Here is a 19,630-nt window from a genome sequence, read left to right on the forward strand (position 1 = left end):
GTGTCAGGGTAGAACGTATCGCTTGCAAATTGCAACAGACATTCACTGAGGAGTCCGGCTGATGCGGAAATACGAGACGATAAGGACGGAACTGAACGGCGGTGTCCTGTGGGCCACGATCGACAACCCGCCCCTCAACCTGATCGACGAGCGGTTCGTCGGGGATCTGATCGCACTGCTCGACGACACGCAGGCCGACGGCGACGTACGGGTCGTGGTCTTCCGCAGTGCCGATCCCGACTTCTTCATCCCGCATGTGGACGTTCGGCGGATCGCCGAGTACACCACGGTGGCGGCGACGTCCGGTGGCCCGGACGACATCAGCCTCGGGGCGCTGTACCGGCGCCTCAGCGAGGCCCGCCCCGTCACCGTCGCGGTCCTGGAGGGCAGGGCGCGCGGCGCGGGGGCGGAGCTGCTCTACGCGTGCGACATGCGGTTCGCGTCCCTGGAACGCGCCGTGATCGGCCAGCTCGAAGTGGGCACCGGCCTCGTCCCCGGCGCGGGCGCCATTCAGCAGCTCGTCCGGCTCGCCGGACGAGGCCAGGCCATGCAGGTGATCCTCGGATCCGACGACCTCGACGGACGCGAGGCCGAGCGGATAGGCCTGGTCAACAAGGCACTGCCGGACGAGGAGTTGATCCCCTACGTCGGGCGCCTCGCCGCACGCGTCGCGGGATTCCCGGAGGCCGCGGTGCGGCTCGCCAAGCGCCGTATCAACGCCGCCGCCCTCCCGCTCAAGGAGGACGTCCAGGTCGACTCCAGCCTGTTCCAGATCCTGGCACGCGACCCGTCCAGCGGCGCCCGGATCGGCGCCCTCATGCAGCGTGGCCTGCAGGAACGCTCCCGAACCGAACTCGACCTCGGCGCGGCGCTCGGCGAGCTCTGAGACGTCGACGCCACCTTGACACCGCACTACTGAAAGGGGCTGTCATGCCCGTCTTCCATGCCCACATCCCCGCGGGCCGCTACTCGCCGGAACAGAAGCGAGCACTGGCCGACGCGCTCAACCAGTCACTGGTGCAGGCGCTCGGAATCCCCGAGGGCGACCGGTTCATCATGATCGGGGAACACGGTGAGAACGAGTTGTTCCTGGATCCGACGTTCATGGACATGCGGCGCAGCGGCGATGCCATGATCATCACCCTCATGCTGGGCGCACACCGGCCCCTCGAAGACAAGCGGGCGGTCGCCGCGGCCATCAACAGACTGGTCGTCGAGGCGCTTCATGTCTCACCCGACGACATCTTCATCGCACTGATCCCGGTCCCGAACGAGAACTTCTCGTTCGGCAGGGGCGAACTCCAGCTCGCCGACGTCGCACCTCGCTGGTGAACTCCCCGGCCGGCGTGACCGCCGCGGTCACACGGATATGAGCGAACCGATGATTCCGTTCGCCGCCGGAGACCGGCGATGCTTGGTGCGTCAGGGTCCGACGGTTGCGTCCTTTGAAGTGGGTGTACGGATTCGACCGGATCCCGGATGTGTTCCGGCAGTGCCGGGACAACAGCACCCCGCTCCGTCGTCGTGGTCGGGAGCGGGGTGCTTCCTTTGCCGCCGCCGGGCTCCGCCGGATTCAGGCGGGCAGTCGCGGGACGCTGTCGATGAGGCGGCGCGTGTAGGCGTGTGCGGGGCGGCCCAGCACCTGGCCGGTGTCGCCCTGTTCGACGACGCGGCCGCGTTCCAGTACGGCGGTGCGCTCGCACAGGGACGCCACGACCGACAGGTCGTGGGAGACCATCACGAGGGTGAGCCCCTGTTCCTGCTTGAGCTCCGCGAGCAGGTCCACGACCTTGACCCGGGTGGTGACGTCGAGCGCGCTGACGGGTTCGTCGGCGAGCAGCACCCGCGGGTGGCACACCACGGCCCGCGCGATGGCGATCCGCTGGCGCTGCCCTCCGGAGAACTCGTGCGGATAGCGCTGCAACGCGTCGGCGGGCAGGCCGACGCGTTCCAGGGCGGCGGCCGCCTTCGGCATGGCGGTGGACCGGCTGTCGATGCCCAGGGAGCGCAGCGGCTCCGCCACGATGGCTCCCACGCGCCGGCGCGGGTCGAGCGAGGAGTAGGGGTCCTGGAAGACGCACTGCACGCTGCGCCGGAAACGGCGCATCTGCCCGCGGTCGCGGAGTGAGAGGCCGGCGCCGTCGAAGTGGACACCTCCGGCGGTGGGGCGGGACAGCCCCAGCAGCAGGCGCAGCAGCGTCGTCTTGCCCGCCCCGGACTCACCCACGAGGGCGAGGCTTTGCCCCGCCTCGACCGAGAGGGAGACGTCCCGCACCGCGTCGGCGCTGTTCCCCCGGTGGCGCAGGGTCACGTCCCTCAGTTCCAGTACGGGCGTCACGGTGCGCTCCTCAGGTCCAAAGCGGACTCCAGCTGCCGCGCGCTGGCCACGAGGGCCCTGGTGTACTCCTGGCGAGGGGAGCGGATCAGGTCGTGGACCGGGCCCTCCTCGACGGCGCGGCCGTCCTTCATCACCATGGCGCGGTCGGTCACCCGGGCCACGACGGCGAGGTCGTGGCTGACGAAGAGCACGGCCATCCTCCGCTCCCGTACCAGGGCGTCGATGAGGTCCAGCATCTCCGCCTGCACGGACACGTCCAGCGCGGTCGTGGGCTCGTCCGCGATCAGCAGAGCGGGGTCGCAGGCCAGGGCCATGGCCAGGGCGACGCGTTGCCGTTGTCCGCCGGAGATCTCGTGCGGGAACGCCCGGGTGACCCGTTCCGGCTCCGGCAGGCGTACTTGTGTCAGCGCGTCGCGCACGGCGTCGCGCAGCGCGGCACCCTTGAGGCCGGTGCGCCGGGCCAGCGGTTCGGCGATCTGCCGGCCCACGCGCATCAGCGGGTCGAGCGCGGTGAGCGGTTCCTGGAAGACGATGGCCGCGTCGCGGCCGCGTACCGGGGTGAGCTGCCTTTCGGGGGCGCCGACGATCTGGGTGCCGGCCAGTTCGATGCTGCCGGTGGCGGTCATGCCGTCGGGCAGGAGCCCGAGGACGGCGAGTGTGCTGAGCGACTTGCCGGAGCCGGACTCGCCGATGAGACCGAGGCGTTCACCGCTCCCCACGGTGAAGGAGAGGTCGTCGATCAGCACCCGGCCGTCGGCGGTCCGGACGGTCAGGCCGCGTACGTCGAGGAGGCTCATGTGCGCCTCCGGCGGGTCGCGGGGTCGAGGGTGTCCCGCAGTCCGTCGGCGATCAGATTGACGCCGATCACGAGCAGGACGAGCAGGATGCCGGGGGCGAGTGCCCCGGCGGGGGCGGTGGTGAAGGTGGCCTGCGCCTCCTGGAGCATGCGGCCCCACGAGGCGTTGGGCGGCGGGGCGCCCAGGCCGAGGTAGGACAGGCCCGCCTCGGCCAGGACGGCGAGGCCGAACTGCAGGGCCAGGTTCACCACGAGGGTGGGCCAGATGTTCGGCAGGACGTGGCCGAGCACCGTGCGGGGCCAGGACGTGCCGGACGTGCGCGCGGCGGTGATGTAGTCCTGCGCCAGCACCCGTTTGACCAGGATGCGGACCAGCCGGGCGACGACGGCGCTCTGCGCCAGGCCGATCGCGAGGACCGCGGAGCCGAGGGTCGCCGAGCGTGCCGCGACGATGAGCATCGCGAGCAGCAGTGTCGGGAAGGCGATCAGGATGTCGAGGAACGCCGAGAGCGTGTCGTCGAGCCAGCCCTGCGCGAACGCGGCGAGCATGCCGAGGGTGACCCCGAGGGCGGCGGCGATGAGCACCGACCCCAGCCCCGCCTGGACGGCGATGCGCGACCCCGCCATCACCTGGGTGAACAGGTCGCGGCCGAGCTTGTCGGTGCCCAGCAGATGCCCTCCGCCGGGTCCCGCCAGCCGTCCGCCGGAGGTGTCGTCGGCGGGGTAGGGCAGCCAGAAGAGGGAGACCAGCGCGAGCAGCACGATCAGGCCGGCCAGCGCACAGCCGACGACGAGTGTGGGGGAGCCCCGGAACCGGCGCCGGGCTCGCGCCGCCTCCTTGGGCCGGGCCGGTTCGAGCACGCCGGGCGCGGTCATCGGGTTCCTCCCGACAGCCGTCCGCGCAGCCGCGGGTCGATGATCCGCTGGACCAGGTCCGCGACGAAGCCGATGAGCAGCACGGCGAGCGTGGACACGAACAGCACGCCCTGGATGACCGGGTAGTCGTGCTGGGAGATGCCGGTGGCGAGCATCGATCCGAGGCCCGGCAGCGCGTACACCGACTCGACGACCACCGCGCCGAGCAGGGTCGTGGCGAGTTCGATGCCGAGGACGGAGATCACCGGTACCGAGGCGTTGCGCAGGCCGTGCCGCCACATCGCCCGGCCGAAGGAGGAACCCAGGGCGCGGGCGGTCCGCAGGTAGTCGCTGCCCAGGACGTCGAGGGCCGCGGAGCGCACGTAGCGGATCAGGGACGCGCTCATCACCAGGGCGATGGTCACGACCGGCAGCACGAGGGAGCGGACCGCCTCGGCCGGCTCGGACCAGCCGTCCGGCGGGAAGCCGCCCGACGGCAGCCAGCCCGCGTTCAGCGCGAACACGGCGATGAGGATCATGCCGAGCCAGAACACCGGTATCGCGATGCCCAGTTGCGACACACCGCTGAGCAGGGCGCCGTACCAGGTGTGCCGCTTGTGCGCGGCGACGAACCCCGCGGGGACGGCGACGAGAACGGCGAGCACGAAGGAGGCCAGGGTCAGCGGGACGGTGACGTTCAGCCGGGACGCGACCTCGGGTCCGACGGGCAGCGAGCTGACGAACGACGTGCCGAGGTCGCCCCGGGCCAGTTGCCCGAGCCAGTGGGTGAACTGCTCGGGCAGCGGCCTGTCGGACCCGATGGAGTGCCGTGCCGCGGCGATCTGCTCCGGACTGGCGCCGACCGCGGTGAGCGCGTTGGCCGGGTCGCCGGGGAGCAGCCGGAGCAGCGCGAACAGGACCACGCTCGCCAGGGCCAACGACACCAGCAGGAAGACCAGTCGGCGCAGGAGGTAGCGCGCCATCAGCCCTTCTTCTTGATGTCGTAGACGTAGAACTGCGAGTTGAGGCCGTTGAGCGGGTAGCCCGACAGCTTGCTGCTCGCGACGACGATCTGCGGGTACAGGTACAGCCAGTCGCTTGCCGCGTCCTCGGCGGTCTTCTCGTTGACCTTCTTCAGCAGCGCGGTCTGCTCATCGGTGGTGGCGGCCTCCTCGGCCTGCTGGACCCACTGCGTGACCTGCTTGTTGTCGTAGCCCCAGTAGAAGTCGGGGTTTCCGTACCAGACGAGGTCGCGGTCGTTGACGTGCTCCTGGAGCGTCGCCGTGAAGTCGTGGTTCTTGTAGACCTTCGTGTACCACTCGTCCGGGGTGATCGTGTTGATGTTGACGGTGATGCCGACCTTGGCCAGTTCGGACTTGATGAACGTGGCGGCGGTGGGGTGCGGGTCGTAGTTCGGGGTGTCGAGGGTGAAGGCGAAGCCCTTGGCGTACCCGGCCTCGGAGAGCAGCTGCTTGGCGCGTGCCGGGTCGTAGGCGTTGACCTTGGTGAGGTCCTCGTACCAGGGGTCGGTGGGCGGCACCATCGAGCCGATGAGCTTGCCGTAGCCGCCCCAGATCGACTCCAGCAGCTTCTTGTCGTCGATGGCGGAGGACACGGCCTGGCGCACCTTGACGTCCGTGAAGGGCTTGGCCTTGTCGTTGAAGGCGAGCAGCAGCTTGGTGGTGGAGTTGCCGTCGCTGACCTTGTAGTTCTGGTTGCTCTTGAACTGGTCCAGGGCGTCCGGCGACTGCTCGCTGGTGACCACGTCGACGGCGTTGGTCAGCAGCGCGTTGTTGAGGGCCGTCGCGTCCTTGTAGTAGTGGAAGACGGCCTTCTCGTTGGCGGCGGCGTGGCCCCAGTAGCCCGGGAAGCGGTCCAGGCTCAGGGCCGAGCCGCGGGTCCACTTGTCCAGCTTGTACGGGCCGGTGCCGTCCTCCGTCGTCTTCAGGTTCTGTGCCTGGGAGTTGATGATCCAGACGTAGGAGAGGTTGTAGATGAAGGAGATCGACTTCTGCGACAGCGTGACCTTGACCGTCCGCGCGTCGGGGGTGGCGATGTCCTTGATGACCGCGAGGTTGCTCTTCCGCGCCGACTGGGAGTCGTCGGCGATGACCTTCTCCAGGCTGTACTTGACGTCCTGGCTGCTGAGTTCCTTGCCGCTGTGGAACTTCACGCCGCTGCGCAGGGTGAAGGTGTAGGTGAGCCCGTCGCCGCTGACCTTGTAGTCCTGGGCGAGGAGGCTTTGCACCTTGCCGTCGTCGGAGAGCTTGAAGAGGCCCTCGTAGACGTTGCCGTTGAGGGCCTCGGTCACGCCCTGGCCGCCCCCGGCGGTGTTGTCGAGGTTCTGCGGCTCGTAGAGCGAGCCGATGTTGACGGTCGCGTTCTTGTCGTACGTGCCGCCGGCGTTGCTTCCACCGGAGCCGGAGCCGGAGCCACCGCAGGCCGTCAGGGTCAGGGCGAGCGTGGCGGCCGTCGCGGTGCCGTACAGGGAGGTCTTCTTGAGGTTCATGGTGAAGGCGCTTTCGTGCTTCGGTGACGCGGAGACTGCGGGAGTTCAGTACTGAGCGAGGAAGCCGTCGCGGAAGACGGGGAGCTTCTCGCCGGCCTCGACGGGCAGGTGGAAGCGGTTCTGCCGCGGCGGCATCGGACAGTTGTACTGATCGGAGAATCCGCAGGGCGGTACGAAGGCGCGGTTGAAGTCGAGCAGGACGCGGCTCTCGTCCTCGGTGCGCTGCACGAAGAGGAAGCGGCCGGCGCCGTAGGTGGCGGCCCCGTTGGTGGGGTCACCGAAGACCAGCAGCAGTGTGCCGTCGTCGTCGAAGGCACTGAGGGTGTAGTCGCGGCCGTCGACGGTGAGGGTGATGTCCCCGGGGACGACGAGGTCCCGCGTGCCGCCGTTGTCCCGAAGGTGCTCGAAGGGGATCCGGCGGGCACCGGGCGCGGGAGTGTAGGTCGCGTGCAGCACCCAGGCCGGATCGTAGGCGAAGGCGTCGACCCGGTCGAAGTGCCGGATGGCGGGTGAGTCGGCGTCCCAGAAGCGCAGGCCGTGCTCGGGCTCGCCGGTGACGATGTCGGTGCGCTGGAGCGCGGTGACGGTCACGGTTTCCGGCTGCCCGGCGCCTGCCTGCTCCGCGTCGGGGTGTTCACCCGCCGGGAGCCAGCGGGTCTCGACGAGGGCGAGGTTCCCGGTCGGTGAGGTGAGGCCGCGGTGGCGCTCGGCGCGCCATGCGTGCCACAGCCCGACGGGGACGGACGCGGGCCCGATGGCGGTGGGGTGGGACACGTTGGACTCATTCGCGTAGAGGGATCGCCGGCGTTCACGCCGCGATGGTCACGCTGCGCGAAGAAATGGCCTGAGGGTGTTCTTTATCCGTCAGGCCGAGATCCAAAGTCAACGAGGTCCCATATGGTGAGACAAAGTGCGCCCGAAGGGAAGTCCGGCTGCGGCCTGGACGGCTTTCGAAGAGTTGCGCTTGCAAGCCTGTGACGTGTGGTGATGAGGACTTGCGGTGGACTTTCCGGTTACGGGTGACCGCGCCGGCTGGTGTCCAATATTCGAGACGATGATCCGGGGTGCGCAAGCCGGCCGGCGGTGTCGCGGCGTCGCCATGACCACCACGGTGGCCGCCGGCCGACTGCTCAGCGTGACCTTCGCCACGCCGGCCGCGCGGTTCAGTTGCTCGTGTTGACGTGACCCCACAGAAGCCGACCGCCCATGAGGACATGGTCGCCGAAGTACACGCCGTACAGGATCAGAGTCGCGCCGGCCACCGTCGCGATCGCCCGCTTCAGCCAGTAGTGCCTGCCGCCGACCACGGGGACGACGACGAACGCCTCGTTGAGGAAGCGGGTCGTCCGTGCGGGGATCACCATCAGGCAGCAGCCGAGCCCGACCATCACGCCGACGGCCAGGACCGCCACCAAGGACGCTCCCGCGAACCCGCGCACTGCCCCACCTCCACTTCGCCCGGACACAGCGACGCTATGGGCCGGGGGAGAACACGACCGCTCCATGCATGTCCATTTGACGGGAAGCTGACGGCTCTTTGGCGACCGGCGGCTGTGCGGTTCCCTGCCGGGGCGGAGAACGCACAGCCCCGGGCCCGGGGTCAGCGTTCGAAGACGCCGATCAGCCGGGCGCGGCCGAGGACGGGGGCGGTGATGGCGGGCAGGAGGACGCGCGGCCGCGCCCGGTCCACCGGCGTGGTGCCGGGGGCGCCGTCCACGGAGGTCGCGAGGGCGAACAACTGGAAGACGTAGCGGTGCGGCCCGTGGCCCTTGATGGGCGCGGGACCGTGGTAGCCCCGTCCGATCGTGGAACGCAGCACACGCACTCCGGGGCCGGGCCGCCGCCCGGCCAGGGCACCGGGCTCCAGGTGTCCGGCCGCCGGGTCGATCAGGGCCACGCAGTGCACGGCGGGCTTGGCCATGGGGACGTCGATGTCCTCGACGACCAGCAGGAGCTGCGCGGTGCCGGGCGGGAGCGGGGTCCAGGCCAGGTGCGGCGACAGGTCGTCGCCGCCGATGTGCTTCGCGCAGTGCTCCAGCGGCATGGAGTCGCCGTCGCCGAAGTGCCGGCTGGTGAGAGCCGGCAGCTCGGGGCCGCGCAGGTTGGGCAGGTTCCAGGCGGTGTGGGTGTCGCCCGCCCTGCGGTTGTACAGGAGCCGGCCGAGCAGGGTCATCGTGTGGCCTCCACCTTGTCGATGACCTCGGCGGTCGTGGCGGTTTCGCCGATCTTGGGGAAGACGCGCTCGACGCTGTGGCGGTGGGCCTCGGCGTCGGGGTCGGTCATGGCGTCGGTGGCCAGGACGACGTGGTAGCCGTGGTCGGAGCCCGAGCGTGCGGTCGACTCGACACCCGAACCGGTCGAGATCCCGGCGAGCACGATCTGGGTGACGCCCAGATCCCGCAGGAGGGTGTCGAGTCCGGTGTCGTGGAACGCGCTGCGCCGCCGCTTGGTGATCAGGTGATCGGCCGGCTGGACGTCGAGTTCGTCGACGAGGTCGGCCCAGCCGGTGGGCAGCGCGGCCGTCCCGCTCCCGGGCCGTCCGCCCCCGGCCTGTCCGCTCTCGGTGCGTCCCGGCGCGCGTCCGGTGACGTTGACCAGGACCACGGGCAGGCTGTGCCGGCGGAAGGCCGTGGCCAGCCGGGTCGCGTGCTTGACGACGTCGGTGACCGCGGGATCGCCGAGGGCGGAGACGATGCCCTTCTGGAGGTCGATCACGACCAGCGCGGGCCGGGGATCGATGGTTGTCAGTGTCATGCGCGCTGTTTCTCCTGTGAGAGATCGGCTGGTCGGCGGGGCCGGGAGCGTGGCGGACTCAGTCGCGCGGCGTCCCGGTCAGGCCGTCGGTGACAGGGGTGAGGGCGTCGCCGGTGGCCCTTCGCGGTCCGGGGGTCCTGGCGGCGGGGCCGGCGCCGCGGAGGAGGGAGGCGATCGCGGCGAGAAGGGCGAGGACGGCGCCGAAGGCGAACACGATCACCAGGCCGGAGTGGAAGGGGCCGGCGATCAGGCTTGGGAAGAACTCGCGTCCGGTCAGGCTCTGTTGCTGCGCCGCGGTCAGGTGGGCCAGCGAACCGCTGGGCTGGAGCAGGTGCTGGATCGGGTTGACGCCCAGTTGGGCGGCGAACAGGGACGACACCGGCGGCAGGTTGCCGACCTGGGTGGCGACGTGAGCCGGTACGCCCTGCGCCTGCAACCCGGCGGTGAGGGTGTGCGGGAGGCTGCCGGCCAGCCCGGCGATCATGAGGGAGAAGAACACGCCGATCGAGACGGCGGTGCCGGAGTTCTGGAAGGTGGCGCGCATGCCGGAGGCGACTCCGCGCAGGTCCGCGGGCACGCTCCCCATGATCGAGGAGGAGTTGGGGGAGGCGAACATGCCGTTGGCGATCCCGTTGACCGCGATCAGCAGGGCGAAGATCCAGTAGCTGAAGTCGATGGGCAGCAGCATCAGACCCAGGAAGCTGGCGCCGAACAGCAGCGCGCCGCCGGTGGCCAGGCCCCGGGAGCCGAGCCGGTCGGACAGATAGCCGGAGACGGGGCCCGCGGCGAGGAATCCGGCGGTCAGCGGCAGCATGAAGATGCCCGCCCACAGCGGCGTGTCGCTGTAGTCGTAGCCGTGCAGCGGAAGCCAGATGCCCTGCAGCCAGATGATCAGCACGAACTGCATCCCGCCGCGGCCGATCGAGATGGCCAGGCCCGCCAGATTGCCGAACGTGAAGGCCCGTTGGCGGAAGAGCCCCAGCCGGATCATCGGTGCGGAGACGCGGTTCTCGATGGCGACGAAGGCTGCCAGGAGGACCAGTCCGCCGGCTATCAGCCCGTCGGCCAGTGGGTTGGTCCAGCCCATGGTGTGTCCGTCGTAGGGCTGGAGGCCGAAGGTGACCGCGATCAGGGTCGCGCTGAGGCCTACCCCGAAGGTGATGTTGCCCCACCAGTCGATCCGGCCGCCGCCGCGCCTGCCGGTGTCGCGCAGGGTGCGGTAGGCCCACACCGTGAAGAACACGCCGACGGGCACGTTCACCCAGAACACCGCCCGCCAGTCCCAGGCCGACAGCAGGCCACCGGCGACCAGGCCGATGAACATCCCGGCCAGGCCGGCGACCTGGTTGATGCCCAGGGCGAAGCCGCGTTGCTCCTTGGGGAAGGCGTCGGTCAGGATCGCCGCCGAGTTCGCCGTCAGCATCGAGCCGCCGACGGCCTGCACCACTCGCCAGGCGATCAGCCACATCGCTCCGTGGCCGCCGTCGAAGGGGTCGAAGGACAGCAGGATCGAGGCGAAGGAGAAGACCGCGAACCCGGAGTTGTAGATCCGGACCCGGCCGTACATGTCCCCCAGGCGGCCCACCGTGACCACCAGGACGGCCTGGACCAGCCGGTACCCCATGATCATCCACAGCAGGTAGGCGATGTTGCCCGGCGCCAGCGGGTCGAGGTGCACGCCGCGGAAGATGGCCGGCAGCGCGATCAGCACGATCGAGCCGTCCAGCGCGGACATGAAGACGGCTGCCGTCGTGTTCGTCAGCGCCGTCCACTTGTACCGGTCGCCGGCCGGTCGGCGGGCGGCGTGCGCCTCGGGAAGGTCGGTCGGCAACGTGCTTCCTCTTGGTCGGTTCCGTCGGCGTCAGATGTTCCGGGCCAGCCGGTCCAGCAGCGCGGCCGCCGCCGCGAGTTGCTCCCGTTCGGCCGGAGTGAACGCGCCGCTGGTCAGGGCCCGGGCGATGAGTTCGGTCCGCGCGTTGCGCTTGTCCTTCAGCGCCTGAAGACCGGACTCGGTCACCGTCAGCACCACGCGCCTGCCGTCCTTCGGATCCGGACGGCGCTCGACCAGGCCACGGGCTTGCAGCGCGCTGAGCGTGGCCCCCATGGCCTGTGCGGTGATCTGCACTTCCCGGGCCAGCGCCGAGGACGTGGTGGGGCCCGAGCGTTCCAGGTGGGACAGAGCGGTCCGCTCCGGCATCGTGAGCCCGCCGTCGACGGGTACTTGGCGTACCCGTCGCAGCAGCACGCTGAGACTCGCCAGCAGGGCTGACGCGACTCCACCGGGGTCCAGGTCGTCGTTCATATGCTAAGGCTACCTTATCAATCCACCTTAGTGAATTCACCTCGGGCCGTTGTCACATTTCACGGGAGTCGCCGGTCATGCCTGAGGACGGTGATACAACTCGGCCCGCGCGCAGGTCGGCATCCACGCCGCCCGTGCCGCTCTCCCCGGAAAGGTTCCTCATGGCAGGCCATGGCTCTCCCGAACCTTTCGGCGACAGCCCCTATTCGCGGTCGTCCACCGCCGGAGAGCCGGCCTTCGGCTTCGAGAGCGTTCACACGACCGTCGACAAGTACGGTGTGCTCGTCGGATACAGCGGCTCCGCGCCCAGCAGAAGGGCGCTGTCCTACGCGGCGGGGATGGCGCGCCGTACCGGTGCCGCGCTCATCATCGTCCACGTCGCGAGACAGAACGCGGTCGCGTCGTTCTTCGGCTTCGAGCCGCCGCTCGTCGCACCGGGCCGGTACGGCGGCACGCACGCGCTGATGAGCCAACTCGCCCACGAGGCGCACCTGTCAGGACTGCACTGGATCCTCGTCCGGCGTAGCGGTGTCGTGGCGGACGAGCTGGAGAGGGCCGGCCGCAGGTACAGGGCGAACGTCATCATCGTGGGCCGGTCGCGCGGAGCCGGCGGCAGGCTCTTCCGCTCGATCTCCCACAGGCTGGCGCGCCGCGCTCAGCAGCCGGTCATCGTCGTTCCCTGACCGGCGAGGTGGGAGCGGGGAGGACGCCGTACCTGGCCTGCCGGGGCGTCATGCCGAACTCCTGCCGGAAGGCGGTGCTGAACGACGCGTGACTGCCGAATCCACAGGAATAGGCGATCTGCGTGATCGAATGCCCGGCCCAGCTCGCGGCGGCCAGCCGTGTCCGGGCGAGCAGCAGGCGCTCTCGGCGGATGAGGCCGCGAGCGGTCGTGCCGGCCGCCTGCAGCACCTGCTGGATACGGCGCGGCGACCAGCCGAGGGCCCGCGCTATGCGGGCGATGTCGAGGTCGTCGTCGCATACGTGGCGGCGGACGTACCGGAGGATCTCCGCCTCCACCGAGACCCTCTGTCCGGCCGGCGTCGCGTCGCCGGTACTCTCCGCTGCCAGGCACACGAGGTCGAGCAGCCGCTCGCAGGCGAGGTCGAACATCGTCTCCGAGAGTTGCCCACGCTCCTCGTGCAGCGTGGTCACCATCGTGCGGATCACCCGGCCGAGGCCCCCGGCCCCGCTGAGCACCTGCGGCACGCGTGCCGCGGCCAGGCTGCGGCCCGCGGGCCCCCTGCCCGGCACGATCACGGCGATCGACCGGAAATCCGCGGTGTGCACGAAGGTCAGGGGACGGTCGACGTCGTACAGGGCCACGTCACCGGGCCGGATCTCGCCCGACGACGAACCCTGCTCCACCCGGGCGGTCCCGGCCAGGGGGACGAGGAGTTCGTAGGTTCCGCGGGGATCGGCCTTGACGCGCCGGGCATCCCGGGTCGTCACCGCCTCCCGGCCACCGGTGCACAGAGCGATGCCGTACGTCTGCGCCCGCCGGCGGTCGGGGCGTCCCGTCCACGAGGCGGTGCGGTCCATCGCGGGGACGCGGCTCGTGGCGTGCGTACCGGGGAACGCGTCGTTCCCGGCTTCCACCGGGGATGTGGGGTCGGCCGGGGTCCAGTGGTGCACGCGCGATCCTCCGCTCATCCGTACGCCGGCGGCCGGCTGATCCCTGCCTTGGGCGGACGGAACGTGCTCAGTCTGCGGCGAGGTCGTCCTCGGCCGCTTCTGTCACACGACCTGACCCGCCTGCCGCGGCCGTCGGCCGATGGATCAGGCGAAGACGTCCCGCAGTTGGAAGCGCGAGGTGACACCGAGCTTGGGGAACGCACGGTTGAGGTGGAAGCCCACGGTGCGGGGCGACAGGAACAGCCGGGCGGCGATCTCCTTGTTCGACAGCCCCTGGGCGGCGAGTTCCACGATGGCCAGCTGCTGGGGGGTGAGTTCCATGGTCGGGTCCGGGCGGAGCTCCTGACCGGGGTCCACGCCGGTGGCCCGCAGCTCCGCGACGGTGCGTGTGACCCAGGGGGCCGCCCCCAGGGTCCGGAAGACGTCCAGTGCCTCCCCCAGGGGAGCTCGTGCGTCAGCCGGCCGTTGACGGCGGCGCAGCCACTCTCCCAGGTCGGCGAGGGCGAGGGCGCGTTCGAAGGGCCACTGATCGCTGCCCGGGGTGAACGCCGCCTCACGGAGCAGTTCTTCGGAGCGGGCGGCGTCGCCGGAGAGCAGGCCCTGGGCTCTGCACAGGATCAGGTGCAGTCTCGGCGACGTCGTGGCGGGCAACTGGTCCATGGCCGCCTCGAGTGTGGCCCGCGCCTCGTCGGCGCGGTCGACACGCACGGCGCAGGCCGCCAGGTCCGCGAGCCCATGGAAGGAGCTGTGGAAGTGCAAGGGGCTGCCGTCGCGGTGGAAGAGCCGGCTGAGGTGGAAATACGCCGCCCGATGATCCCCTTCCGCGAGCGATGCCAGTGCGTGCGTCTGGCGGGCGCGCATCGCGAAGGTGCGCGTCCCTCGCAGATCGAAGTCACGGGTGACATCGGCGAGGGTCCGCGTGGCGCGCCGGCTGTCGCCGCGAACCGCGGCAAGCGCGGCGGCCAGGATGTTCGTGCTGGTCGTGGCCAGCTCCAGCCCGCCGGCGGCGGCGGCACGATCCGCCTCGCCCACTCCCGCGAGCGACGCGGGCCAGCGGCCGGCCTCGAACAAGGCCAGGGCGTGAGCGGAGGCGACGGTGGCGTTCGCCCCCGCGGTGGGAGCCTGGCGGTACATCTCGAGCATGGTGCCCAGCAGCCGTACGGCCGTGTCGGTCTCGTCCAGCGACCAGGCGGCGGCGCCGAGGAGGGCCCAGGCCATGATCGGCTTGTCGTCCCGGGCGGCGACCGCGTGCCGGAGGTGGGCGAGCGCTTCGGCGCGCGAACCCAGCGGGTCGCAGCCGGCGAGGATCCACGCCGTGTTGCAGTCGGCGCCATGGGACGGAAGTGCCCGATAGCGCCGCAGGATGGCTTCGCGGAAGCGTGCCTCACCACTGGTGTAGGCAACCGTGGACGCGGTGCCGAGCGCGTCCAAGGCCCTATCGGGACGGGTTGCTGCCCAGCCGTCCGCCGCTGCCATCAGGCGGTTCATCGCCTCTTCGTGACGGCTGGTCAGGGCCAGGGCCCAGCCGGCGTACAGGTCGGCCTCGGCACGGGCGTCGGCGGTGCCCGCTTCGGCGGCGACGGCGGAGGTGAGTTCGGCCACCCAGCGCGGATGGCCGGCGAAACTCGCGAACACGGCGGCGGCGTTGAGGCGGCGGACACGGTCGTCGGCAAGGGGGCTGAGCTGGGCGGCCCGTTCCAGAGTCATGGCCGCTGCCGCGTAACCGCCTCGGCGGCGCGCGCGTTCCGCGGTGCCTTCGAGCGCGTCGGCGACGTCCTGGTCCGCGGTGACGGTGGCGGCGGCACGGTGCCAGGCCCGGCGGTCCTCGTCGAGGGCGGGTACGGACGCGATCAGCCGGTGTGCCTGGGACCGCTGATCGAACGGGGCGGCGGACAGGACGGCCGAGCGGACCAGGGGGTGCCTGAACTGGATCACTCCCTGGCGCAGGGCGAGCAGTCCGGCTTTCTCCGCGAGGGCCCAGGCCTCCTCCGCGGCCCGTGTTCCCTGTGCCCGGCGGTCGGCGTCGGCTCCGCTTCGGACGGGCGGGGCCGCCCCTGCTGGATCGTCGCCGGCCGGATCGTGAGGGTGGGGCAGGAGGACGTCGCCGAGTACCTCTGCCAGGGCCCCCATGTCCGGCAGGTCGGCGATGGCGGCGAGCAGCAGGAGGCGTCGTGTGGCCGGTGGCAGGGCATCGAGGTCCGCGGCGAAGATCTGCTCCAGGCGCTCGGTGAGGGGGAGTTCCAGGCCGCTTCGTTCCTCGTCCGGCGAGCGGGTGGCCGCCGCGCGTGCGAGCTCGACCAGGGCGAGCGGGTTGCCACCGGCCTGCCGCATCACCTGCCGGCGGGTCCGGCCCTGCGGCGGCACCGCGAGAGAGTCGAGCAGGTGTGCCGCGTGGACGTCGTCGAGGTCTTCCAGCCGGTGGAGTGTGCTCTGACGCGTCCAGCCGGGCGGCAGCCCATCGGGGCGGGAAGCGAGGAGGAAGCCCACAGGCTCGCCCTGGAGGCGACGGGCGCACAGGCTCAGCAGGTCCTGGGTCGACTGGTCGAGCCACTGGAGGTCGTCGACGACCACCAGGACCGGTCCCGCGTCCGCCCATTGGGACAGGACCCGCAGCAGGGCTCCGGCCAGAGCGAGGGTGCCGCCTGCCGGTGCGCCCTCCCCGCGCAGGGCGGTTTCGAGGAGTGCCCGGTCCTCGGCGTCGAGGGAGGCCGAGATGTCGCGCCACGGGTGCAGGAGCGTGGCGAGGCCGCTGAAGGCGAGACCGGCCTCCTCGGGGCGGCCCACCACCCAACGTGCCTGCCCACCCTGGCCCTTGAGCTGCTTGGCCGCGACCTCCAGGAGCGAGGTCTTGCCGATGCCCGGCTCGCCCAGCAGGAGCAGGGTGCGTTCACTCGCCCCGGCTTCGGGGCCCGAGGTATCGGTCGCCAGCTCTCCGCGTAACCGCTCGATGAGGGTGCCGATGGCATCCAAGGTCTGCTCCCGGCCGAGCAGCCCTGACCGAACTGATGACAATGGGCCCTCCGGTGCCTGCTCTCCCCGTTGCTGGCGAGGCCCACCATAACCCGGCGTCCGCGGCGGCCACGGCGACCGGGTGCGGCGGAACGCCCAGGCAGGGACGGTACTTGCGGCGTCAGGCGCACGACCGGCCGGAGGTGCCGCGGATCCCGTCGGCCGGCCGGATCCCGCCGGATCCCGCCGCAGGGCGGCCGGTTGACGCGCGCGCGTCGGCACAGGGGGCGGTGCTCCCGGCGTTACGGTGCACCTGTGCGGGGAGATGCGGGCAGGACCTTTCTCGGTGTCGACATCGGCACGTCCAGCAGCAAGGGCGTCCTGGTCGACGCCTCCGGTGAGGTGATCGCGACCGCGGTGCGCACCCACACCGTTTCCCGTCCGGAACCGGGACATGTCGAGATGGACCCCGGGGTGTGGTGGGAGGAGTTCCGCGGCATCACGCGCGAACTCCTGTCCGACGCCGCGCCGGTGGAGGCGGTCGGTGTCAGCGGCATGGGCCCGTGCGTCTGCCTGGCCGACGCCTCCGACCGGCCGCTGCGTCCGGCCATCCTCTACGGCGTGGACACGCGGGCGGTCGCGCAGATCGCCCGGCTCGACGCCGAGCTCGGCCGTGAGAACGTTCTCGACCGATGCGGAAGCGTGCTGTCTACACAGGCGGTGGGGCCGAAGGTGGCCTGGGTGGCCGAGCACGAGCCCGAGGTGTTCAGGGCCGCACGGCGGCTGTTCATGCCGGCCTCCTTTCTCGCCCACCGGCTCACCGGCGCCTATGTGCTGGACCACCACTCGGCCGGCCAGTCCGTCCCGTTCTACGACGCCTGGGCCCAGGACTGGTACCGCCCCTGGGTGGAGGCGGTGTGGCCGCACGCGGAGCTGCCCGAGCTGCGCTGGCCCGGTGACCCGGCCGGAACGGTGACCGCCGAGGCGGCCGCGGCCACCGGGCTCGTGCCGGGCACGCCCGTCCTCACCGGGACCGTCGACGCCTGGACCGAGGCCGTCAGCGTCGGCGCGACACGGCCGGGCGACCTGATGCTCATGTACGGCACGACCATGTTCCTCATCGCCACCGTCGCCGGGCAGTTGCGCGTGCCCGAGCTGTGGAGCACCGTCGGCGCCTTCCCCGGCACCCGCTCGCTGGCCGGTGGCATGGCCACCTCCGGGGCGGTGACCGAGTGGCTGCGGGGCCTGTTCGGCTCACCCGGGCGTGATGTCCTGCTGGCGGAAGCCGCCGACAGCGGCATCGGTGCACGCGGGCTCGCGATGCTCCCGTACTTCGCCGGCGAGCGCACCCCGATCGCCGACCCCGACGCCCGCGGGGTGATCGTCGGTCTCACCGTCGAGCACACCCGCGGCGACCTCTACCGGGCCGCGCTGGAGGCCACCGCGCACGGTGTACGCCACAACATCGAGGCCATGCGGCAGGCGGGCGCCGAAGTCGGGCGGGTCGTCGCGGTCGGCGGAGGCACGCAGGGCGGGTTGTGGACGCAGATCGTCTCCGACGTCACCGGGCTGCCCCAGGAGATCCCCACCATCACGGTCGGCGCGAGCTACGGGGCCGCCCGGCTCGCCGCCCGACTGGCCGATGAGGCGGCGACCGCGACGTGGAACCCGGTACGCGAGCGGCGCGTACCGGACCCGGCCGCCGGGGCCGCGTACGACAGGCTGCACCGCCTGTACCGGGACCTCTATCCGGCGACACACGACGTGGTCCATGCCCTGGCCCGGTTCCAGCGTGAAGGCGCGGGGCGTCCGGGCACACCCGACGGGCGCTAAGGGTTGAGCAGCGGCAGCGCGGGAAAGGCGTGGTCGCGCCAGAGCAGGCGGGTGGGGTCATCGGTGCAGGAGGTGACCGCGGGCCGGGTGTCGAGGAGCTGGACGAGGCGCTGAGCGGTGCCGTACCCGGGCCAGCCCGGGTCGCCATCGGCGGCGAACGACGTCCATGCGGCGCGCATCCGGGAGGACAGGGCCTCCGCCTCCGCCGAGGGGGTTTCACCGATCAGCATGGCGGTCCGGCCGCGGTCCAGGTTGCCGAAGACGAGGGGTACGTCCAGGCCGTGGCAGGCACCGAGGACGCCGCCCATGCCCGGGGCGGGCCAGGTCAGCTCGTAGACGTGGGCGCTGCCGCCGGCAGCCGCCTGGGCCTCGGCGAGGTGGAGCGAGGGCATCCGGAACAGCCAGTCGGAGTGGACCCGTTCGTACAGCTCGTCCGGGCCCGCCGCGGGGAAGGCGTCACGGTAGCGGCGCGCACCGTCGGGACCGGGTGCGAAGAGCCGGAGGGCGTCGGCCGCCTGCTCCTCGCCCACCTCGCCGAGCAGACCGCCCAGGGCCGTGAACAGCCGCTGCTCGTCGCGGGTGTGGCCGACGAGGAGGTCGATGCCGCGGCCGGCGCCGTCGGCGAGGGCCTGCCACGGGGTGACGGCCAGGACATCGCCGTCGACGACGGGGGAGAAGGGGATCGTCCTGTGCGCGGCCAGGCCCCACCGGTGCGCCCACTGGTCCATCTTGGCGCCGACGGTGTCACCGGCGGCGGACAGCTGCTGCGGAGCGACGCCCGACAGGTCGGCCACTGTGGGCCGCAGCCCCAGCTCGGCGGCGCAGGCGGCAGCGATGTCCGCGGCGAGCTCCGTGGAGAAGTACGTGCCGGGCACGCTCTGCGCGATGGCCCGGCGGAAGAGCCCGGCTGAACGGTCCGCCGCCAGAAGCGCGGCGACCGATCCGCCGCCCGCCGACTGGCCGAAGACCGTGACCCGGTCGGGGTCGCCGCCGAAGGCCCGGATGTTGTCGCGCACCCACTCCAGCGCGGCGACCTGATCGAGCAGACCCCGGTTCGAAGGAGCGCCCTCGATCTGCGCGAAGCCCTCGATGCCCACGCGGTAGTTGAACGTCACGACGACAACGCCGCTGCCGCCGCCGTCCCGCGCGAGCCGGCCGCCGTCGTACTCGGGGAGGCCGGACATGCCGATCACATAGCCGCCGCCCTGGATCCACACCATCACCGGCAGCCCCGCGCCGGGGCTTGGTTCGGGCGACCAGACGTTGACGGTCAGCCAGTCGTCGTTCGCCGCGTCCCCGGTCCGTTCATCCATGCCGAAATGGCCGCCCTGCGGGGGCGGTGGGCCGTAGGCGACGGCGTCCCGCACTCCGCTCCAGCCCCGCACCGGTCGCGGGGCGGCGAGGCGCAAGGCGCCGACCGGGGGCTCGGCGAACGGGATGCCGCGGAAGACCGCCACGCCCGCCTCCCGGCTGCCCCGCACGCTTCCGGCCGTCGTGCGGACTTCGGGCCGGGACCCGGACGGCCCGGACTCGGGAGCGGTCATCGCATGTTCCTCTCGGGCAGGCGGAAGGGGTCCGTGGTGGCGGCCCCCGGCTCTGCGGATCCTCCACCGCGGCCAGGACGCCGCGCCAGCCATTTACGGATGACCCGGGCCGGCT

Annotated in this window: 18 protein-coding genes; 4 read left to right on the forward strand and 14 right to left on the reverse strand. The window is 71.3% G+C overall.

Annotated elements, in window-relative coordinates; translation table 11 throughout:
- Window positions 1-61: 61 nt before the first annotated feature.
- Together ACFWVC_RS07580 and ACFWVC_RS07585 are read left to right on the forward strand one after the other, a co-directional pair.
- Window positions 62-886, forward strand: a complete 825-nt coding sequence (locus tag ACFWVC_RS07580; protein ID WP_384280041.1) for an enoyl-CoA hydratase/isomerase family protein — start codon at window positions 62-64, stop codon at window positions 884-886.
- Window positions 887-930: 44 nt separating this feature from the next.
- Window positions 931-1,332: a tautomerase family protein gene (locus ACFWVC_RS07585; RefSeq protein WP_384280046.1), complete on the forward strand. Its 402-nt coding sequence runs from the start codon at window positions 931-933 to the stop codon at window positions 1,330-1,332.
- Window positions 1,333-1,573: 241 nt separating this feature from the next.
- Here ACFWVC_RS07585 and ACFWVC_RS07590 read toward each other — a convergent pair whose 3' ends face one another.
- From ACFWVC_RS07590 to ACFWVC_RS07640, 11 genes are all read right to left on the reverse strand, one after another.
- Complete coding sequence (locus ACFWVC_RS07590; protein ID WP_384280050.1) at window positions 1,574-2,338, reverse strand: ABC transporter ATP-binding protein; 765 nt, start codon at window positions 2,336-2,338, stop codon at window positions 1,574-1,576.
- Window positions 2,335-3,135: an ATP-binding cassette domain-containing protein gene (locus ACFWVC_RS07595; RefSeq protein WP_384280053.1), complete on the reverse strand. Its 801-nt coding sequence runs from the start codon at window positions 3,133-3,135 to the stop codon at window positions 2,335-2,337. Before ACFWVC_RS07595 ends, ACFWVC_RS07590 begins: the two co-directional genes overlap by 4 nt.
- Window positions 3,132-4,010: an ABC transporter permease gene (locus tag ACFWVC_RS07600; protein WP_384280057.1), complete on the reverse strand. Its 879-nt coding sequence runs from the start codon at window positions 4,008-4,010 to the stop codon at window positions 3,132-3,134. Before ACFWVC_RS07600 ends, ACFWVC_RS07595 begins: the two co-directional genes overlap by 4 nt.
- A complete protein-coding gene (locus tag ACFWVC_RS07605) occupies window positions 4,007-4,972 on the reverse strand; it encodes an ABC transporter permease (protein WP_384280060.1) in 966 nt (321 codons plus the stop codon). Before ACFWVC_RS07605 ends, ACFWVC_RS07600 begins: the two co-directional genes overlap by 4 nt.
- Complete coding sequence (locus ACFWVC_RS07610; protein WP_384280064.1) at window positions 4,972-6,498, reverse strand: ABC transporter substrate-binding protein; 1,527 nt, start codon at window positions 6,496-6,498, stop codon at window positions 4,972-4,974. Before ACFWVC_RS07610 ends, ACFWVC_RS07605 begins: the two co-directional genes overlap by 1 nt.
- A 45-nt stretch (window positions 6,499-6,543) precedes the next feature.
- Complete coding sequence (locus ACFWVC_RS07615) at window positions 6,544-7,272, reverse strand: DUF1684 domain-containing protein (protein ID WP_384280067.1); 729 nt, start codon at window positions 7,270-7,272, stop codon at window positions 6,544-6,546.
- Between the two features lie 389 nt (window positions 7,273-7,661).
- Window positions 7,662-7,937: a hypothetical protein gene (locus ACFWVC_RS07620; protein WP_384280069.1), complete on the reverse strand. Its 276-nt coding sequence runs from the start codon at window positions 7,935-7,937 to the stop codon at window positions 7,662-7,664.
- Window positions 7,938-8,098: 161 nt separating this feature from the next.
- Window positions 8,099-8,671 carry a YbhB/YbcL family Raf kinase inhibitor-like protein gene (locus ACFWVC_RS07625; RefSeq protein ID WP_384280072.1) on the reverse strand — a complete coding sequence of 191 codons (573 nt, stop codon included), beginning with the start codon at window positions 8,669-8,671 and terminating at the stop codon, window positions 8,099-8,101.
- Window positions 8,668-9,252, reverse strand: coding sequence for an isochorismatase family protein (locus ACFWVC_RS07630; protein WP_384280076.1), 585 nt, complete (start codon window positions 9,250-9,252; stop codon window positions 8,668-8,670). The genes ACFWVC_RS07625 and ACFWVC_RS07630 overlap by 4 nt, the downstream gene beginning before the upstream one ends.
- A 58-nt stretch (window positions 9,253-9,310) precedes the next feature.
- Entirely contained in the window at window positions 9,311-10,987 is a 1,677-nt protein-coding gene (locus ACFWVC_RS07635) for an MFS transporter (protein ID WP_384280131.1), read from the reverse strand.
- A 126-nt stretch (window positions 10,988-11,113) separates the two neighbouring features.
- Window positions 11,114-11,554, reverse strand: coding sequence for a MarR family winged helix-turn-helix transcriptional regulator (locus ACFWVC_RS07640; RefSeq protein ID WP_384280080.1), 441 nt, complete (start codon window positions 11,552-11,554; stop codon window positions 11,114-11,116).
- Between the two features lie 161 nt (window positions 11,555-11,715).
- Here ACFWVC_RS07640 and ACFWVC_RS07645 point away from each other — a divergent pair, with 161 nt between their 5' ends.
- Window positions 11,716-12,237: a universal stress protein gene (locus tag ACFWVC_RS07645; protein ID WP_384280083.1), complete on the forward strand. Its 522-nt coding sequence runs from the start codon at window positions 11,716-11,718 to the stop codon at window positions 12,235-12,237.
- Here ACFWVC_RS07645 and ACFWVC_RS07650 read toward each other — a convergent pair.
- Entirely contained in the window at window positions 12,221-13,189 is a 969-nt protein-coding gene (locus ACFWVC_RS07650; protein ID WP_384280085.1) for an AraC family transcriptional regulator, read from the reverse strand. The two genes, ACFWVC_RS07645 and ACFWVC_RS07650, sit on opposite strands and share 17 nt — an antisense overlap.
- Before the next feature lie 144 nt (window positions 13,190-13,333).
- A complete protein-coding gene (locus ACFWVC_RS07655; protein WP_384280087.1) occupies window positions 13,334-16,159 on the reverse strand; it encodes an AAA family ATPase in 2,826 nt (941 codons plus the stop codon).
- A gap of 294 nt (window positions 16,160-16,453) precedes the next feature.
- Here ACFWVC_RS07655 and ACFWVC_RS07660 point away from each other — a divergent pair, with 294 nt between their 5' ends.
- Complete coding sequence (locus tag ACFWVC_RS07660) at window positions 16,454-17,971, forward strand: FGGY-family carbohydrate kinase (RefSeq protein WP_384280089.1); 1,518 nt, start codon at window positions 16,454-16,456, stop codon at window positions 17,969-17,971.
- Here ACFWVC_RS07660 and ACFWVC_RS07665 read toward each other — a convergent pair.
- The gene (locus tag ACFWVC_RS07665) at window positions 17,968-19,515 is read right to left on the reverse strand and encodes a carboxylesterase/lipase family protein (protein WP_384280092.1); all 1,548 of its coding nucleotides are present in this window, start codon (window positions 19,513-19,515) and stop codon (window positions 17,968-17,970) included. The genes ACFWVC_RS07660 and ACFWVC_RS07665 overlap by 4 nt on opposite strands.
- Window positions 19,516-19,630: the final 115 nt, after the last annotated feature.

The organism is Streptomyces sp. NPDC058691 (assembly GCF_042714775.1).
GTDB lineage: Bacteria > Actinomycetota > Actinomycetes > Streptomycetales > Streptomycetaceae > Actinacidiphila.

Bases quoted from the DNA above. Each gene is read 5' to 3' on its own strand.
- ACFWVC_RS07610 (WP_384280064.1), bottom strand. From the start codon at position 6,498: ATGAACCTCAAGAAGACCTCCCTGTACGGCACCGCGACGGCCGCCACG.
- ACFWVC_RS07580 (WP_384280041.1), top strand. From the start codon at position 62: ATGCGGAAATACGAGACGATAAGGACGGAACTGAACGGCGGTGTCCTG.
- ACFWVC_RS07625 (WP_384280072.1), bottom strand. From the start codon at position 8,671: ATGACCCTGCTCGGCCGGCTCCTGTACAACCGCAGGGCGGGCGACACC.
- ACFWVC_RS07585 (WP_384280046.1), top strand. From the start codon at position 931: ATGCCCGTCTTCCATGCCCACATCCCCGCGGGCCGCTACTCGCCGGAA.
- ACFWVC_RS07605 (WP_384280060.1), bottom strand. From the start codon at position 4,972: ATGGCGCGCTACCTCCTGCGCCGACTGGTCTTCCTGCTGGTGTCGTTG.
- ACFWVC_RS07665 (WP_384280092.1), bottom strand. From the start codon at position 19,515: ATGACCGCTCCCGAGTCCGGGCCGTCCGGGTCCCGGCCCGAAGTCCGC.
- ACFWVC_RS07600 (WP_384280057.1), bottom strand. From the start codon at position 4,010: ATGACCGCGCCCGGCGTGCTCGAACCGGCCCGGCCCAAGGAGGCGGCG.
- ACFWVC_RS07595 (WP_384280053.1), bottom strand. From the start codon at position 3,135: ATGAGCCTCCTCGACGTACGCGGCCTGACCGTCCGGACCGCCGACGGC.
- ACFWVC_RS07635 (WP_384280131.1), bottom strand. From the start codon at position 10,987: ATGTCCGCGCTGGACGGCTCGATCGTGCTGATCGCGCTGCCGGCCATC.
- ACFWVC_RS07645 (WP_384280083.1), top strand. From the start codon at position 11,716: ATGGCAGGCCATGGCTCTCCCGAACCTTTCGGCGACAGCCCCTATTCG.
- ACFWVC_RS07630 (WP_384280076.1), bottom strand. From the start codon at position 9,252: ATGACACTGACAACCATCGATCCCCGGCCCGCGCTGGTCGTGATCGAC.
- ACFWVC_RS07640 (WP_384280080.1), bottom strand. From the start codon at position 11,554: ATGAACGACGACCTGGACCCCGGTGGAGTCGCGTCAGCCCTGCTGGCG.